At 45.1% G+C, this 18,192-nt stretch carries 13 protein-coding genes and 1 tRNA gene; 7 read left to right on the top strand and 7 right to left on the bottom strand.

Features of this window, described 5'->3' with window-relative positions; translation table 11 throughout:
- Positions 1 to 8: 8 nt before the first annotated feature.
- The 3 genes from LLF92_06010 to LLF92_06020 all read right to left on the bottom strand — a co-directional run bounded on the left by LLF92_06010 (position 9) and on the right by LLF92_06020 (position 1,552).
- A complete protein-coding gene (locus tag LLF92_06010; GenBank protein ID MCE5340667.1) occupies positions 9 to 695 on the bottom strand; it encodes a CsgG/HfaB family protein in 687 nt (228 codons plus the stop codon).
- 359 nt (positions 696 to 1,054) lie between these two features.
- The gene (locus tag LLF92_06015; protein MCE5340668.1) at positions 1,055 to 1,339 is read right to left on the bottom strand and encodes a hypothetical protein; all 285 of its coding nucleotides are present in this window, start codon (positions 1,337 to 1,339) and stop codon (positions 1,055 to 1,057) included.
- Between the two features lie 142 nt (positions 1,340 to 1,481).
- Positions 1,482 to 1,552 (bottom strand) — tRNA-Gln (locus LLF92_06020).
- Positions 1,553 to 1,663: 111 nt separating this feature from the next.
- Between LLF92_06020 and LLF92_06025 the strand changes: the two genes are divergently transcribed.
- The 6 genes from LLF92_06025 to LLF92_06050 all read left to right on the top strand — a co-directional run bounded on the left by LLF92_06025 (position 1,664) and on the right by LLF92_06050 (position 10,095).
- Positions 1,664 to 3,220, top strand: a complete 1,557-nt coding sequence (locus LLF92_06025; GenBank protein ID MCE5340669.1) for a DUF1549 and DUF1553 domain-containing protein — start codon at positions 1,664 to 1,666, stop codon at positions 3,218 to 3,220.
- A 54-nt stretch (positions 3,221 to 3,274) separates the two neighbouring features.
- Positions 3,275 to 4,594, top strand: coding sequence for a DUF1501 domain-containing protein (locus LLF92_06030; protein ID MCE5340670.1), 1,320 nt, complete (start codon positions 3,275 to 3,277; stop codon positions 4,592 to 4,594).
- The gene (locus LLF92_06035) at positions 4,594 to 6,969 is read left to right on the top strand and encodes a hypothetical protein (protein MCE5340671.1); all 2,376 of its coding nucleotides are present in this window, start codon (positions 4,594 to 4,596) and stop codon (positions 6,967 to 6,969) included. Before LLF92_06030 ends, LLF92_06035 begins: the two co-directional genes overlap by 1 nt.
- 9 nt (positions 6,970 to 6,978) lie before the next feature.
- Positions 6,979 to 8,061 carry a hypothetical protein gene (locus tag LLF92_06040; protein MCE5340672.1) on the top strand — a complete coding sequence of 361 codons (1,083 nt, stop codon included), beginning with the start codon at positions 6,979 to 6,981 and terminating at the stop codon, positions 8,059 to 8,061.
- 99 nt (positions 8,062 to 8,160) lie between these two features.
- A complete protein-coding gene (rbsK, locus tag LLF92_06045) occupies positions 8,161 to 9,081 on the top strand; it encodes a ribokinase (GenBank protein ID MCE5340673.1) in 921 nt (306 codons plus the stop codon).
- Between the two features lie 24 nt (positions 9,082 to 9,105).
- Positions 9,106 to 10,095, top strand: a complete 990-nt coding sequence (locus LLF92_06050; protein MCE5340674.1) for a GRP family sugar transporter — start codon at positions 9,106 to 9,108, stop codon at positions 10,093 to 10,095.
- A gap of 73 nt (positions 10,096 to 10,168) precedes the next feature.
- On the opposite strand, the gene LLF92_06055 is transcribed toward LLF92_06050, so the two are convergent.
- Positions 10,169 to 12,814, bottom strand: a complete 2,646-nt coding sequence (locus tag LLF92_06055; protein MCE5340675.1) for a glycoside hydrolase family 31 protein — start codon at positions 12,812 to 12,814, stop codon at positions 10,169 to 10,171.
- A 350-nt stretch (positions 12,815 to 13,164) separates the two neighbouring features.
- Here LLF92_06055 and LLF92_06060 point away from each other — a divergent pair, with 350 nt between their 5' ends.
- On the top strand, positions 13,165 to 13,791 hold the full coding sequence (locus LLF92_06060) for a redox-sensing transcriptional repressor Rex (GenBank protein ID MCE5340676.1): 627 nt from the start codon (positions 13,165 to 13,167) through the stop codon (positions 13,789 to 13,791).
- On the opposite strand, the gene LLF92_06065 is transcribed toward LLF92_06060, so the two are convergent.
- From LLF92_06065 to typA, 3 genes are read right to left on the bottom strand one after another with little or no spacing between them, the layout of a single operon-like run.
- Positions 13,783 to 14,502, bottom strand: coding sequence for an NAD-dependent protein deacylase (locus LLF92_06065; protein MCE5340677.1), 720 nt, complete (start codon positions 14,500 to 14,502; stop codon positions 13,783 to 13,785). The two genes, LLF92_06060 and LLF92_06065, sit on opposite strands and share 9 nt — an antisense overlap.
- Before the next feature lie 24 nt (positions 14,503 to 14,526).
- A complete protein-coding gene (murJ, locus tag LLF92_06070; protein ID MCE5340678.1) occupies positions 14,527 to 16,164 on the bottom strand; it encodes a murein biosynthesis integral membrane protein MurJ in 1,638 nt (545 codons plus the stop codon).
- A gap of 57 nt (positions 16,165 to 16,221) precedes the next feature.
- The gene (gene typA, locus LLF92_06075; GenBank protein ID MCE5340679.1) at positions 16,222 to 18,081 is read right to left on the bottom strand and encodes a translational GTPase TypA; all 1,860 of its coding nucleotides are present in this window, start codon (positions 18,079 to 18,081) and stop codon (positions 16,222 to 16,224) included.
- Between the last annotated feature and the right edge of the window lie 111 nt (positions 18,082 to 18,192).

The raw sequence follows: 18,192 nt of genomic DNA on the forward strand, positions 1-18,192 counted from the left end.
ATCAATAACTATTTTTTACTGCCGAATAAACCTTTTTTGACGACGACTCTTGACGGCATATCTTTGCAGATTTTCTTCACAATTTCTTCTGCCGCTTTTGCCTGTTCAGGCGTCAACATATTTCCAAGTACGCCGCCGGCAACGCCGCCAATGACACCGCCGACAATCTTGCCGCTATTGCTGCTTCCGCCTAATAGTACGCCGCCGCCGGCACCTGCCGCTGCACCAAGGATTGTACCCATCAATTTGCTATGCGAACCTGAACCGGAGCCGACCCATAAAATGCTGCCGTCCTGGACGTCGAGCATTTTAATGGACATACTAATCTCATCGCCAAATTCCGTAACATTAGCAATAATAACGGTCGGAACATTCATAATTTTGCCGGCGTTCACAGCCTGCTGTTCTGGAGTTGAATTCTGGTCGCGCTGAAATTTTTGTTCGTTGAGAATTGTAACAACCTGCGCTCTTTCTATCGGAGCGTAACCTTTTTGCAGAAGCTGCATCGAAATAATATCGGCAAGCTGATTTTTTGCGCCTTCGTTTCCGAGCGGGCCCAGAACATCGACAACCGCGATTTTATAAACCTGTGAAAAATTATAATCCATTCTTGCAGTGCTCGAACCGGAAGCACAACCGCCAACGAATAAAGCACAAGCAACCAACAAAACTATCAACATTAAACATTTTTTCATAATCGTATCCTTCCGATAATGACTGTGGAAAATTCTTTAGAGTGGTAACAGATTAAATTTGCGGATTTGATATGTCAATAGAAAAAGGCTGTCCCGTTGAAAGGCCAGCCGCTGTGATTTGCCCCCAAATCGGATACTTACACCCACATTCCTATGGCACACGAGCACAGTCCCGGTAACCCCCGGTACAGCAACAAGGCAAGCCTAATCAATCTCAAGCCTCGTAAGCAACGGTAATGTCATCCAAACCGGCACCCGTCGCTGCTCCCTTGCTACCCTGGCAGCATAGAAACCAGTCGTTGTGTATATACCCATTTGGGAATATTGTCAAACCTAATTATTCTCACTTTTTGCACAATTTATTGTGCGTCGTTCTGATTTTTGCAGTATTTGGCCGTCATCTCATTGACCGCCTCGACTCCTTTATTATACGCGGATTTTAACTCTTCTTTGTCTATTTGCGAATACTTTTCAGACACCCTGCTGTATATCTTGCTGCTGTAATAGTTTATAGCATTTACAATCCTTACCGCCTTGTCGTTGGCAGGACTGTTTTCGTCGCCATGAGCGACGTAATAAACCGCTGAAAAGAACCCGGCACAGTAAATTACTATCAGGAAAAAAAACTTGCTTCTCCAGCCCATATGAACCCCCATTCTGAACCATTATAAGGCATCCCTAACCTTCTGTCTTACACTCCACTGAAACAATACAAAACAACCGGAAGATATGCAAATATGGTATGAAAATACTGGTTTGGCGATTTTTATGAGACTTTTTCCAAAACTGGGGAACAAGGATTCGAACCTTGACTAAATGGTTCAGAGCCACTCGTGCTACCGTTACACTATTCCCCAATCGGGTAAAAGTTGATTATATTACCTATTAATCGGCAAAAATCAATATATTTGTTGCGGCGGATTAAAATTATGGCAATATACTGACTATTTTGAACGTCTGATAACACAATGAGAAAGAATACTGCAATATTCGTGTTAATTTCCCTGACAACCGTCATTTCCTATGGGATTAAACAGCCTTTTGAAACGGGTATTGATACCGCCTCAAAAAATAAAATCGACAGCTTCGTTGCACAGGTCTTAAACAAATATAATATCCCCCCTGCCAACCTTTGCTCTGATGAAGTTTTTATCCGCAGAGTTTATCTCGATGTAATCGGTACGCTGCCGGAAACTCAAGAAGTGGTTTCTTTCCTCAAAGACATAAATCCCAACAAACGCGCCTTGCTGATTGACAGACTTCTTGAGCGGGACGAGTTCGCCGATTACTGGGCGTTAAAATGGTGCGACCTGCTGCGCGTGAAAGCGGAATTTCCAATCAATCTCTGGCCGAACGCTGTGCAGGCATATCATCACTGGATTCGCACCTCGATACAAAATAATATGCCTTACGACAAATTTGTATATGAATTACTCACCTCCAGCGGAAGCAATTTTCGCGTTCCGCAGGTAAATTTCTATCGCGCGATTCAGGGCAAACAGCCGAGCGGAATCGCAAATGCAGTTGCGCTGAATTTTATGGGCGTGCGGTTAGAAAAATGGCCTGAAGAAAAACAAAAAAATATCGAAACGTTCTTTTCGCGAATCTCATACAAATGCACGGCCGAGTGGAAAGAAGAAATAGTATTTTTAAATCCCGCCGAGACTGAACCATTAAAAGCCGTGCTGCCCAACGGCAGTCAAATCGAAATTCCAATAACAAAAGACCCGCGCGAAGTTTTTGCTAAATGGCTCATCAGTGCGGACAATCCATATTTCGCAAAAAACATCGTCAACCGCGTCTGGTACTGGCTTATGGGCAGAGGAATTATTCATGAGCCTGACGATATTCGGCCTGACAATCCTGCTGCTAATCCACAGTTGCTGGTTTATCTTGAAAAAGAACTCATTCAATCAAAATATAATCTCAAACAGATTTACCGGCTCATTCTAAATTCGCGCACATACCAGCAATCATCAATTCCGCAAAGCGATAATCCAAAAGCGGAACAACTTTTCGCATATTATCCGGTTCGCAGACTCGACGCCGAAGTATTAAGCGATGCAATCTGCAAAATCACAGGCACAACGGAAAAATATTCAAGCCCGATTCCCGAACCGTTTACATTCATACCTGAAGACAGCCCGTCAATTGATTTAGCCGACGGCAGTACGACGAGCCAGTTTCTCGAAATGTTCGGCAGGCCGGCTCGCGATAGCGGCCTTGAAAGCGAACGCATAAATCAGATTTCAGATTCGCAATCGCTGCATCTGCTGAACTCCAGCCATATTCAGAAAAAAATCGAAAACGGGCCGACACTTAACAACCTGAAAAGAAACTACCGCAACAACGGTGAACAACTAATTAGAACGCTGTATTTGCATATTCTGTCGCGGTATCCAACGCAGGCCGAATCGGAGACTATCGCGAGATATTTTCAAACCGAAGGCATTGACAAAAGAGAAGCTGTGAATGATTTGATTTGGGCGATGATAAACTCAAAGGAATTTTTGTACAGGCATTAACCAAAGGAAACCACGAATTGACACGAATAAACACAAAAATTTAAGATTGAAGATATGAATATGAATTTTATAAATCGACGCGATGCGATAAAACTGGGTCTGGCGGGAACGGCCGGGCTGATGTTCGCAAATCCGCTTGACCTTATCGCTCAAACCGCACCAGCTGCTTTACGAACAGGCAAAGCAAAAGCTGTTATACAAGTCTGGCTATGGGGCGGGGCGTGTCATCTCGATACTTTCGACCCAAAACCAAACGCAGGATATGATTATTGCGGGCCGCTTAATAAAACCATCGCGACCAACGTTGACGGAATACAAATCAACTCGACACTGCCGCTGCTTGCCCAACAGGCCGACAAGTATTCGCTCATTCGCAGTATGACACACGGCAACAACTCGCACGAAACGGCGGCGTACATCGTGCAAACCGGCCACACACCCGACAGGCTTGTTTATCCGAGTGCCGGCGCAGTCGTATCGCTGTTCAAAGGTTATGACCACGGCTATAAAAATCTTGTTCCGCCATATATCGTACTGGAAGAGCTTCAGGGACGTTTTTCCGAATCCGGTTTTCTCGGCACAAAATACAAACCGTTCGCAACCGGCGGCGACCCTGCCAAAACTCCTTTCGCAGTCGAAGGAATCATCGCAGAGGGCATCAGCGATAAACGGCAAATCAGCAGACGCGAACTTATGCAATCGCTCGATTCACTCGGCAAGGCAATGCCCGGCAACCCACAGTTTCAGAAATTCGACAAGTGCGAAGAAAACGCCTACGGTATGATTTTCGGCGATATGAAAAAACTTTTCGACCTAACTTCCGAAAAAGATGAAACAAGGGAAAGTTACGGACGCAACACATTTGGGCAATCGTGTCTTATGGCGCGGCGGCTGGTAGAGACGGGCGTTCCTTACATTACGATAAATTATAAAGGCTGGGATACGCACAAGCAGCATTTTCAAATTATGAATCAAAAACTGCCGGAACTCGATAAGGGACTGGCGACTCTGCTGACCGAACTCAACGAACGCGGACTGCTGGACAGTACTATTATATGGTGCTGCGGAGAATTTGGACGCACACCGAAAGTTCAGTGGGAACCGCCGTGGAATGGCGGACGCGGACATTTCGGCAACTGCTTTTCCGCACTTGTCGCAGGCGGCGGATTCAAAGGCGGGAAAGTCGTCGGCGAGACAGACGCGACAGGCGAAAATGTCGCCAAAAGGCCGATCAAACCGGAGGCACTAATCGCCAGTATGTACGAACTGCTCGGAATAGACTCGCAGAGCGAAATGCCAAATTCGGCAGGAATCAAAACGCAAGTCATGCCGGTATCACAAGACAGCGGCGGACTCTTGACAGAAATTATGTAATGAAAAAAATAAAAACAAAATATATTTTATTTGTTTTGCTTGCCTGTGTTTCAATTACACAGAGTCAGACAAATACCAACAAGCCGGAAATAGGCTACTTATATCCTGCCGGCGGACAGACTGGAACAACCGTTCAAATTATAGCCGGCGGACAATTCCTTGGCGGAGCAAGTGAAGTCTATATCTCCGGCGGCGTGAAAGCTTCGGTCGTTAGGCATTACAGGTCAACCATTAACATCAACAAAGATGAGCGGGAAGAATTAGGAACACGTTTGGCTTCAGTATGGAACAAACGTATGGCCGAGCTGGGAATTACCAATCCTCCTCCGCTGTTAGGTCAAGGCAATTTCGGCAGAAGAAACGCCAAAGCAGCCGATGCCAACGACCCCAATAAAAAGGCCATCAGGCCGGTTGACCATCCTTTATTATATGATCTTGAAAATAAAAGCGTCAGAGAACTGTTGAACATTCGGGAAATGCTCTTCTTCCCCAGAGAAATGAGACAGCAGAACAGACAGCTTGCCGAATCAGTACTCATAAAAATAACCATCGATGCCAACGCAACGCCCGGCAATCGCGAACTTAGAATTGCGACAAAGCAGGGTACGACAAATCCTGTTGTTTTTCAGGTCGGCGTGCTGCCGGAAATTAACGGCCTTGAAACAGGCAATCAAAAATTTCTGTTGAGATTTCCTGAACTTGCCCAGGCAATAAAAGAAAAACCTTTAGAATTGCCGGTGCTTATCAACAGTCAAATAATGCCGGGCGATATCGATAAATTCCGCTTCCGCGCACAGGCTGGACAAAAGCTTGTGATTGAAACGCACGCAAGAAGTTTGAACCCATATCTTGCCGATGCAGTTCCGGGCTGGTTTCAGGCGGTAACGACGCTCTACGACGCAAACGGCAGAGAAATAGCGTTCGACGACGATTACCGATTCAATCCCGACCCTGTAATGTTCTGCAAAATTCCGGCGACCGGCGAATACGAACTTGAGATTCACGATTCGCTATACCGCGGCCGTGAGGATTTCGTTTATCGCATCGCAATCGGTCAAACGCCTTTCGTTACACAAATATTTCCTCTGGGCGGAAGTGAAGGCGTAAAAACAATCGCATCCATCGACGGCTGGAACATCAACAGAGGCCGATTAATGCTTGACACAACGGCAGGCGGTGAAAACATCCGGCACACATCCTGTCCGCAAACAAAATATCCCTCCAACATCATTACTTATGCCGTTGACAATCTGCCGGAGTGCAACGAAACGGAATCAAACAATATAATTAAAAACGCACAACAGATTGCTTTGCCTGTGATAATTAACGGCAGAATCAACAAGCCCGGCGATATCGATACTTACATTTTCAAAGGCACTGCGGGACAAAAAATCGTCGCTGAAGTTTCCGCACGCCGGCTGAACTCCCCTGTCGATTCGCTGCTTCGGCTGACGGACGAATCCGGGGAAATTCTCAAATGGAACGACGACTTTTCCGAAGTCGGAGAAAATTATCTGTACAAAGACATAACCGGCCTGATGACACATCACGCAGATTCATACCTTACCGCCGAACTGCCCGCGGATGGAAATTACTATATTCAAATCTCGGACGCTCAAAACCAGGGCGGCAAGGCTTACGCGTATCGACTGCGCATAAGCAATCCGCAATCTGATTTTGCAATTCGTATGACGCCGTCAACATTGAATATTCGACCCGGCGCAAGCGCAGCTTTCAATATTTATGCAATGCGGCAGGATGGTTTCGACGGTGAAATAAAAATATCGCTCAAAGACGCACCTGAAGGCTTTGTATTATCAGGCAGCACTATCCCATCCGGTCGGGACAATATTCAAATGACAATTAAAATGCCGAGAGATATAGCTGACAAGCCGGCGAGTTTACAGTTTTTCGCATCGGCGAACATCAATGGCAAAGAAATATCGCACAAGGTTATTCCCTGCGAAGATATGATGCAGGCGTTTTTGTACCGGCATCTTGTGCCGTCGCAGCAGCTTATCGTTGCGCCGATGAATGTTCGATGGCCTGCGCCGCCGTTTGAATACACCGGCAGTTCTTCACTAAAAATTACGCCCGGCAAAACAACACAGTTGATTTACAAAATAGCGAACCGCCCTGTTTACAAACAGATGAAATTAGAGTTGAGCCGGCCGCCGGAAGGGCTGACTTTGCAGGATGTCAATGTTACTGCCGACAACTTAATATTAACGCTCAAAGCAGAAGAAAATATCAAACGGCCGCTGACAGACAATCTGGTCGTCGAAATATCAACAGAAGTAACGAATAAACAAAACAAAAAGACACAAGCAGTATCTATGGGGGTATTGCCCGCGATTCGGTTTACTATTGAATGAAAGCAAAAAATGAAAACATTGTTTGAGACGCTCGACGTTCGTTTCCTCGAAAGGAAAAATCATACAGAATGCTGGATAACCGCATCGGAAAACTGCACAGCGACTGTTACCGTAATGCAAAACGCGATGGATTATCTCGATTCACACGTTTTTCAAATTATCTCTATGCGTATGTTCGCGAATCGCGCGGCTGTTGAGCAGGCCTGCGCATTTCTCAAAGCCAAATACCCGCAAGTTGCCTGTATGCCGGTTTCGATTTTGCAGGATGATTCGATACAAACATTCAATCTTCAGATTCACGCGGTTGCGGGCAAACAAACGAACGAGATTTATTTCGAGGACGAGTTCGCCGGCTGCCGGTTTGAAGATGACGACGCGAATTATTATATGCTGAAAGTTCTGCCGGACAATATCAAGACAAGTCAGTTCGACCAGGCTCAAAATATTTTTGAAAAATCTCAAAAAATTCTCCGCGCACTCGGCTGCGATTTTTCGAATACTATTCGCACGTGGCTTTTCGCGGACGGTATTCTTTCGTGGTACGGCGATTTGAACAAGGCAAGGAATCATTTCTTCGAGCAGCACGATATTTATAACAAACTCGTGCCTGCCAGCACAGGCATCGGCGTTGCGAACCTTTACGGCAGCGCAATGGCCGTTCAGGTTCTGGCAGTTAAACCGAAAACCGACAAGGCCGCGGCAAGGGTTGTAAATTCTCCGCTTCAGTGCCCCGCTTTGAATTACAAAAGCTCTTTCAGCCGGGCGGTAAAATTCAGCACAGCCGACCACAGCAGATTATACATTTCCGGAACGGCAAGTATCGATATAGCCGGCAAAACAGTTTTCCTGAACGATACAAAGGCACAGCTCGAGTTTACGATGCAGGTTGTCGGCGCAATACTGAACGAAGCCGGTATGAACTGGACAAATACCGTAAGCTCAATGGCGTACTTCAAATACAAAGAAGATTTCGGCTTATTCGACAATTATTGCCGAACGCAGAATCTAAAACTGCCGCACATCAAGGTAAACGCCGATGTCTGCCGGGACGATTTGCTGTTTGAACTGGAGCTTGAGGCTGTATTGAAATAGCGTTTAATTCACTGCACAAACGCCTGTACTTTTCCTTGCTATTATTTTAAAATATGCTACGATTTTCCTTATTATCAATTGTTGAGAAAGGAATTAATTGTGTCATCCAAATCAATCGTAGTAATCGGAAGCAGCAATATCGACCTCGTCGCAAAATCGCACAAAATTCCAATCGTTGGTGAAACTCTAACCGGCTCTGACTTCTTTATGACGCCAGGCGGAAAAGGCGCTAATCAGGCTGTCGCGGCGGCAAAGCTCGGCGCAAATGTTATCTTTGTCGCAAGGCTCGGCAAAGATGTCTTCGCGGAAAAATCGCTCGAAAATTTCAAATCAGTCAACATCAACACAAAACACATCGTTCAGCTTGATGGCGTTCCTTCAGGTGTGGCGATTATTGCGATAGACGACAACGGCAAAAATATTATTATCGTCGTTCCCGGCGCTAACGGGAAATTATTCCCCGCTGACGCTGAAAAAGCATCGGCTGATATCGCAGCTGCAGGCGTTGTTGTATGCCAGCTTGAAATACCAATTGAAACAGTTGAAAAAGCCGCCGAAATCGCAGTGAAAAATAAAGTGCCGTTCATTCTCGACCCGGCACCGGCAAGACCTTTAAGCGACAAATTATTAAGTATGGTCGATGTAATCAAGCCGAATGAAACCGAAGCGCAGACAATCACAGGCATAAAAGTTACCGATATCGAATCGGCATCAAAAGCGGCAGACTGGCTTTTGGGCAAGGGTGTAAAAAATGTAATCATCACACTCGGCGACAAAGGCGCACTGCTTGCGAACAAGGCCGGCAAAGAAACAATCGAACGCATTAATGTCAAAGCAGTTGACAGCACAGCGGCCGGCGACGCATTCACAGGCGCACTGGCTTACGGCCTTGCGAATGGTAACTCACTAAAAGACGCAGCCAAGTACGCAAATGCAGTAGCAGCAATCAGCGTAACACGGCTCGGCGCACAGGCCTCTATGCCTACAAAACAGGAAGTTGACGCGTTTATCGCAAAATAATACTATTTTTAAAAGGAATTTAAAATGGTTGTACTCGAATCTTATCCAATTGCGGTGTTGATGTGTGTGATTTGTATGCTCTGCTGGGGGTCGTGGGCGAATACGCAGAAGCTGGCAAGCAAAGACTGGAAGTTCCAGTTGTTCTATTGGGATTATGCCATCGGCGTTTTGGTTCTCTCGCTGATTATGGCGTTCACGATGGGGTCGCACGGAACAAAAGGCGCAAACTTCTTGAGCAATGTCGCACAGGCAACTTCAAAAACCATAATGCTCGCGCTAATCGGCGGTATTGTATTTAACATTTCAAATATTCTGCTCGTTCGCGCAATTGACGTTGCGGGACTTGCGGTTGCATTTCCGGTCGGCGTAGGTTTGGCGCTGGTGATCGGCGTAATAAATAATTATATAACAAATCCGGTCGGCAACGCAGCGATGCTCTTTATAGGTGTTGCAGGCGTAGTAGCTGCAATCATTATCGACGGCCTTGCATATAAAAAGCTTTCCAGCACAGGCCAAAAAACAGCGACAAAAGGAATCGTGCTTTCTGTTCTTGCCGGCGTTTTGATGGGCTGGTTCTTCTGGTTTGTGGCACAATCGATGTCGAGTAACTTCGTAACAATTGAACCGGGCAAATTCACGCCATACAGCGCAGTTGTTTTCTTCTCAATCGGTGTGCTCGTATCAAATTTCATCTGGAACACAAAACCGTTCACAGGCAGTTCTATTCAAATGGCTGATTATTTCAAAGGCTCAATGAAACTGCATTTAATCGGCATACTCGGCGGCATAATCTGGAATACCGGTATGTCGTTCAGTATTATCGCTTCAGGCCAGGCTGGTTTCGCTATTTCTTACGGTCTTGGACAGGGCGCTACATTAGTCGCGGCGTTTTGGGGCGTGTTCATCTGGAAGGAATTCAAGAACGCACCAAAAGGCGTTAATCCGATGCTCGCATTGATGTTCCTGCTTTACATCGTCGGCCTTACGATGATTATCGTTGCAAGACTGGCATAATATGCCTGAAAACACAAAAGGCTGTAATACCACTTCGTACTACAGCCTTTTTTTTATTACACAAAATTAATTTCTAATTAATTTGCAGCCATTCGAGATATGGCCTCCAGTCCTTTTTATCAGCGGACTTGCTTTCGATAATCTTAACAGCATTGGCATAATCGTTTTCAAAATTATTCACAATCTCCGCAGCCGAAGATGGATTGTACGTCATCTTCGTGCCGGCAAGCGACGTGCTTATAACAGGCTCAAACTCGTACATCGGCTCTGGTGCCCTGCCGACAAAATCGACAAACCTGTGCAGATGGTTCATTTTGCCTTTTACGCCTGAAAGCTTCGCAACATCCGCATCGCTTTGCTCGACAGAAACCTGAACAGCTTCATTTGTGTTTTGTTTGCCGAGGCAGATTATTGTCGCGACTTCTTCGCCATCGTAGTGCCAACTATTTTCAGCAGGTTCCATGCAGTATACAATTTCTTCGCCGTTCACTGAAACTGATTTCGGCGGGAACGTATTTACAAGTTTTATCTCATAACCGCGAGATGTCAGCATATTATCATAACCGCCTTTGGCCGGGCTTATTGTAATATCTGTTTTGCCGCCGCTGCGTGTAAAGCTTACATCCGTGAAAGCGAATTTATCATTTTTATATCCCTGGTCGTTGCCGGCGTCTTCATAAACGCTGAAAAATCCTTTATCGCCTGGGTAAATCGCTAAAATCATCGGGTCGAGCGGTTTTTCATCCACGCGCTTCATCTTCGGCATCATCGGAATAATCGCACCGGCCTTTACATACATCGGAATCTCATCGAGAGCGAACGGCCTTTCAATTACAGCATTGCCATCGAAAACTTTTCCGGTTTCATATTCAATCCACCGACCTTCCGGCAGCCAGGTTTTCTGCATTACATATTTTTTACCCTTGGCCATCGGCGACACTACCGGATTTACCAATATATTATCGCCGAACATATATTCATTTTTAAATTCGTAAGCTTCCTGATTTCTCGGCCAATCATAATACAACGGCCTGCAAAGCGAAACGCCCGTATCGTAAGCCTGCCGTGCGGAAGTATAAACATAAGGCACAATCGCATAGCGTAAATCATAGCATTTGCGCATCGCCTGGAAATTTTCCATCGGATACGCCCATGGTCGGCGCTCTATTTCACTGCTGGCAGTCGCGTGCGTTCTGAAAATCGGGCTCAACACGCCCCACTGAATCCAGCGTGTATAAAGTTCCGGATTATTAGGTTCGCCCACCAAACCGTACCTGCCATAACGCCCACCATAATGCCCGCCGATATCGTGGCTCCAGAAACCAAAACCGACGTTCGCCGCGTTCGTTGTAAAATAAGGCTGATACGCAAGCGATTCCCATGTAATAATAGTATCGCCGGAAAAGCCGATTTGATACCTGTGATTGCCAAGCCCGCCCCAGCGATGGAAAATCAACGGCCGAACTTTATTCTGACGCTCCATATCGCTGAAGTGAACGTAGTTCAAATAAAAAGTCGGATTAACGCCTGCAATTTTCGTCGTACCCCCCTGCTGCCAGTCGAGCCACCAGAAGTCAATGCCCATTTTCTCCATCGGATGCAAAAGAACATCCATATACGTCTTTGCGAAATCCTTATTGACAATATCGAACGGCACATATTTTTTCGTATTTGGGTCAACGCCCATTACTTTTGCAAACTCATTATACTGCTCTTCATGCGGCTGAATACCGCTTGCAGGATGCAGATTCATACACGTCCTGATGGAGTTTTCATTCGCCCACGCGAGAAACTTTTCAGGGTCTGGAAAATAATTTCTGTTCCATGTGAAACCTGTCCAGCCGCAAGACTCTTTTGCCTGGTCTTTTTTCCTTTTGCCCTTCTCATTGTACCACGCCGGCATTGATGTAATATGCCAATCCATATCGATAACCATAACGTCAAGGCCGAGGTCGTAACGTGTGAACTGCTCTGCCAAATCTCTCAACTGCTGGTCGTCATAGTTCCAGAATTTCGACCACCACACACCGAACGCGAACTTCGGCGGCAATGCGATATTACCCGCAACGGCAACGAAATCCTTCATCGCCGTTTTATAATCATAGCCATAGCCGAAGAAATAAATATCCTGCCGATTACCTTCAGGCCTCGCGATAACCCACTGCCAATCGGAATTGTCAAATAACGGATTATTCGTATCATCGACCGCGCACCAGCCGATGCGGGAAATAATACCCTGGCAAAATTCGACCTTTTTTTTATCTATAAAACTCCTGTCGCCGTTGCAGGTGTCCAGTGTTCTGGTCGTGCCTAAAAGATTTTTATCGTCAAGATCGCCGAAATGCCATACTGCTGAAAAATCGCCGGAAACCACATCGATACTCAAATTTTCTTTCGTGAATTTCCCGCTGCCGATTTTATATTTTAAGGATAATTTTTTGGTTTTGATTTCAAGAACGCCGTCGCTGCGAGAAACTTTATATTCAGGAACACTGGTATTGCGATTAATAAACGTAAGACTGGCTCTATCCTCGAATTTTTTGTCCGCAGACCATTCGAGCCGTAAAAGCCCCGGCGTTAAAACCGTGATACGTACATCGTCGCTGACAACACACGCTTTACTGCCAGCGACAGGATTATATTCCGAACAAAAAGCCGTAACATTAACAATAGTCATAAGCAATACCGCCAATTTTAAAGTCTTGTTAAAATTTTCCATAAGTCCCTCAATAAAATTTCCCAACAAGCAGTTTACAGATGAAATCCTTTTCTTCAACATTTAATTCCATCGAAAATACAGATTCCTTTAGCCGTCAAGGCACATATATAACTTGTAACCACGAATTACACGAATTGACACAAAGTTTTTTAGACACGGATTCCGCAGCCGCAGAACACAAACGGATTTCGGTTGGGATTACAAAGACTGGCGATACGCATTTATGTGAAATTGTGAATAAAATCACATAATTTTCATTGACAAATTATAATAACTGATTGTAGAATACATTTTATAATGATTCGTATTCAATTAACTAACGACTATCTTCTACATACTGACAACTAAAAATGAGCAACAGAAGCAGGATATTACGGTTATCACGATACAAGAATGCCGCCCTTCGTTTAAAATCCCTCAATTTTCTGAAAGTCTTTTCTGACAATCTGGCTGACGCTACCGGCGTAACGGCTTCGCAGGTTCGCAAGGATTTTTCGATTTTCTCAATCTCCGGCAACCGCCGAGGCGGGTATCAAATCGAAGAACTGCTCACGCAACTCAATAGAGTACTCGGCAAAGACAAGTTACAGAAGTTTATCATTATCGGCGTTGGCAATTTGGGCCGGGCGCTGATTAATTATCAGGGCTTCGCGAAAAGTGAGATAAAAATCGTCGCGGGTTTTGATATAGACCCTGCGAAATTCAATCGCAAAGCTGATACGCTGATATTGCCGATGGATGAGCTTGCGGGCTTTATAAAGACAAATGAAGTAGAACTGGCGATAGTAACTGTGCCTGAATTTAACGCACAGGATGCGTTTGATAAGCTCAAAGCGGCCGGGATAAAGGGGATATTAAATTTCGCTCCAACCAGATTAAAAAGCGACGATAAGGTAATTGTTCACAATCTGAATCTTGAGACGGAATTCGAGAATCTGATTTATTTTGTGAATACCAAGACGCTTCCGTCAGAGTAAATTTAAAACATCGCTTGAAAACTGTTCCAAATCGGTATCAAATTTATGATGTGCGATTTTGTCGTAAGGTGTTGTGCCTTTTGTGATGATAATCACTTTTGCGCCATTGTAGAAGGCTGATTCGGTCAACGACGCGGCAGGATTAACGACCAAAGACGAACCCAAAGCTATGAACAAATCACACCTGCTGCAAATATCCTGTGAAGCCAAAAGAACATTATGCGGTATCATATCACCATAGAAAACAATATCCGGCCTGATTAAAGAGCCGCACTTATCGCATTTCGGCACGCCGGCGGTATCGATTTTTTCATCGACTTGTACCCTTGTGTATTTTTGCGGACATTTTGTGCAGCTAAAAGTTACGACATTGCCGTGAAATTCCACAACATTTTTTGAGCCTGCCTTTTGATGCAGCCGATCAATGTTCTGCGTAATTACAGCTTTTAACAATCCCCGGGTTTCAAGCTTCGCGAGCATTTGATGGGTAACATTTGGCGTTTTGTCAGCCAGCGGATGAATAAACTGTTTGGCGATTTTATAATATTCTTCCGGCTGACTATTGAAGAAATCTATTTCGAAAGTTTCCTGTGAAATTTTGCTGAACAGTCCGTTTGTACTTCTGAAATCCGGTATTCCCGACGCTACCGAAACTCCCGCGCCGGTAAGCACGACAGCATATTTAGATTTGCTCAAACTCTCGATAAACAATTTGTTATCTGAATTGTTTATAGTTTACACCTTTGCGGTATTTTGTTTTCGTTCCTTAATGCTGCCGATAAATTCGTAAAGCTCCGGCGCTTTCATCAGCCAAAGCATTCCAATAAAAACTATTGTACCGGCAGGTACGCAAACACTCAAAACAATAAGATAACCAGTCTGCATCAATTTCCATTTCAGTAAATAAACCACAAGTGCCATTGCTGTACAGGCAACTGCCGAGCGGATTACGCAGGCTGCGATTTTCCGGCCACCTAATAATCCAAGTCTTTTACGAAGAATATACATCAATACAAGAGCATTAATCATAAATGTTATCGACGTCGAAAGGCCAAAAGCACCGGGGCCTATTTGCGGTATCCATATAAACGCAAGCAAAAGCACAAGATTTACAACCGCTAAAATGCACGAAACCTTTAATGGCGTTTTGGTGTCTTTGCAGGCATAAAACGCCCTTGCAAGGATTTGATAACTGCAATACGCCCACATTCCAATCACATACATCTTCAAAACAAATGCCGACTGCATCGCGTCAGGAAGCGTAAATTTTCTGCGTGCATAAATCATCATAATCGGCTCGGCAAGTATAAACAAACCTACACCTGTCGCGAAACCTTCCATTAGCGAAAGACGAATAGCACGATTTACCGCGTCACGCAGATTTGGAATATCGCCTCGCTGCGAGTAACGAGTCAGCAATGGGAAAACCGCGACGCCAAGTGAAATCGCAAGTACACCCATTGGAAATTGATAAAAGTTACGCGCAGCCTGAACGCGTGTAATAACGCCTTCTTTCAGAGGACGCGGAATTGTCCAGTCCATTATCCTAATATCTGTAGAATCTTTTACAGCGGTAAGATTATATCCGACGATATCCTGAAAATATTCCGAGAACTGCAAAAAGCCAAGACCAAGCAGCATCGGCAAAAGAAGCGTAAGTATCTGGTGTATTCCCGGCTCAATTGGTTTAAGCCTTGGAGTCATGAAAAGGCCGCACCTTTTCAGCAGCCATATAATTGCAACAAGCTGCACAACGCCTGCGATAATAACACTGAACGCAACCAGTGTAAGCTGACCTTCAAGGTTTTCCATAAAAACCGGCGCAAGCCACCATGCGGCAACAATTCCAAAGATATTAAAGATAATCGGCGCAAATGCCGGAAAAACAAAGTGCCCCTTGGCATTAAGTGCGGATGAACAGAGCGCAAGCAGACAAACCGTAAACATATATGGAAACATGATAACCATCATGCTCATCAGGAAATTCCTGTCGTGCGGACCGGGTATAAGTGAAATAACAAAAAAAACTATCTCACCAATAACCAACAACACTGCAAGAAAAACCGCCAATAACGCAAATGAATTCGCGAGCAATTTACGTGCTTTTTCAGTACCTTCTTTTTCATACACCTCTGTAAAAACAGGCACGAACGCAGAGGCAAGCGCTCCTTCGCCAAATAATCGTCTGAAAAGATTAGGGAGTTTAAACGCAACGCCAAAAGCATCGGTATATCTGGTAGCACCAAGAGATGTGATTCCCATATCACGGAAGAAACCGAATATGCGGGAAATGAGGGTGATAAACGCCACCATTTTTGCGGCGTTGAAAAAATGCTCACGTTCCTTATGTTCGCTGTGCGCTTTGGTATCCATCGCGGGAAATTATAATTGCAGATTGGCTGCAACTCCAGACAAAAACCATTGAAAAAATTATTGTCCGCCCTTACGGGAAGCTCTGCGTCTGTCCTCTTCTCTAAGGAATCTTTTTCTGATTCGAATCGAACTTGGACAAATCTCGACAAGCTCATCGCCCTGTATGTATTCCATTGATAGTTCAAGACTCATTATTCTGGCCGGTCTGACCTTTGCAGCCTCGTCTTTACCGGACGCACGCATATTACTCATCTGCTTTGCCTTTACCGGATTTACAGGAATATCATTTTCCTTGCAATGCTCGCCGACGACCTGGCCGTCATAAACGGTATCGCCCGGCTCAACAAAGAATATTCCCCTGTCATATAACGCATCCAACGCGTAAGCCGTAACCTGGCCGGCATTGGTCGCAACCATAACGCCGTTCTTACGCTGCGGAATCGAACCTCTCATCGGCTCATATCTTTCGAACGAGTGGTGCATAATCGCCTTACCCTGCGTAGCGTTCAACATTCTTGCGTGCAGACCGAACAGTCCGCGTGACGGAATGAGAAATTCCATGTGTACAAAACTGCTTGCGCCGCTCTTTGTGTCTATTCTGACTATTTCGCTCCGCCTCTCGCCCAGAAGCGACATGACCGCGCTTTGACAATCCATAGGACAATCAATAGCAAGCATTTCTATCGGCTCATGAGTAATTCCATCAACTTCTTTCAAAATAACTTCCGGCTTGCCGACACAAATTTCATATCCTTCACGCCGCATATTTTCGAGCAGAATGCCCAGATGCATAAGCCCTCGGCCTGAAACGCAATATTCTTCAGGTGTTCTGCCGGGGCCAACCCGCAACGCAACATTATGCTGAAGCTCCTTTTCAAGTCTATCACCGATTTGTCTGCTTGTAACGTATTTGCCATCTTTTCCTGCGAATGGGCCATCGTTGACTCTGAACGTCATCGACATTGTCGGCTCATCAACAGCGATTACTGCAAGCCTTGAAGGATTGCACGGACAGGCAATCGTATTGGCAATATCGACAGGGTCGAGGCCAGACACGGCACAAATGTCGCCTGCCAAAACAGTGTCAACCTGCTTTCTGCCCAGACCGTCGAATGAATGAATCTGCAAAATTTTCTGCAATGTATGAACATTTTTGGTATCGATAACAGTAACGGCCTGCCCTGCCATAATCTTACCGGCGAAAACTCTGCCAACTGCGATTTTGCCGACGTAATCTGAATATTCAAGACTCGTTACGAGCATTTGAAGATGAGCATCCGGAACAACTGTCGGAGCAGGAACTTTTTTGATGATTGTATCAAATACAATCTTCATATTATTTGTTTTTTCATCCGGGTCGCTTGATGCCCAGCCCTGTCTGCCTGAAGCGTAAATAACAGGGAAATCAAGCGCATCATCATTGGCACCAAGCTGAACGAGCAAATCGAAAACTTCATTTACAACTTCATGCGGACGACTGTTTTCACGGTCCACTTTATTTATCACAACGATTGGTTTTAACTTATTCTCAAGAGCCTTGCTCAAAACGAATCTTGTCTGCGGCATAGGACCTTCGAACGCATCAACCAAAAGCAGTACGCCATCGGCCATTTTCAAAACACGTTCGACTTCGCCACCAAAATCGGCGTGGCCGGGAGTGTCGATGACGTTAATTTTGTATTCATCACCTTCATCATCGGTATAGTTTATTGCGCAATTTTTGCTCAAAATTGTAATGCCGCGTTCACGCTCGATTGGATTCGAGTCCATAATCAAACCTTCGACGCCGCCAGCCAGCTTGTCAAGGTCTTCACTGCGGAACATTCCAGATTGATACAAAAGCCTGTCAAGCAAGGTAGTTTTACCGTGGTCAACGTGTGCAATAATCGCTACATTACGAATATAATTGTAATACATAAAAAATCTCTATTCAGGTAAATTAATATACGGTTTGTTTAAATTCCGATAGTTGAAGCGGGATATTTTACATTGTTTTTCGCAAATGTCAATGTAAAATAGTACTCTTTA

The sequence above is a fragment of the Planctomycetaceae bacterium genome (genome assembly GCA_021371795.1).
Lineage (GTDB): Bacteria > Planctomycetota > Phycisphaerae > Sedimentisphaerales > UBA12454 > UBA12454.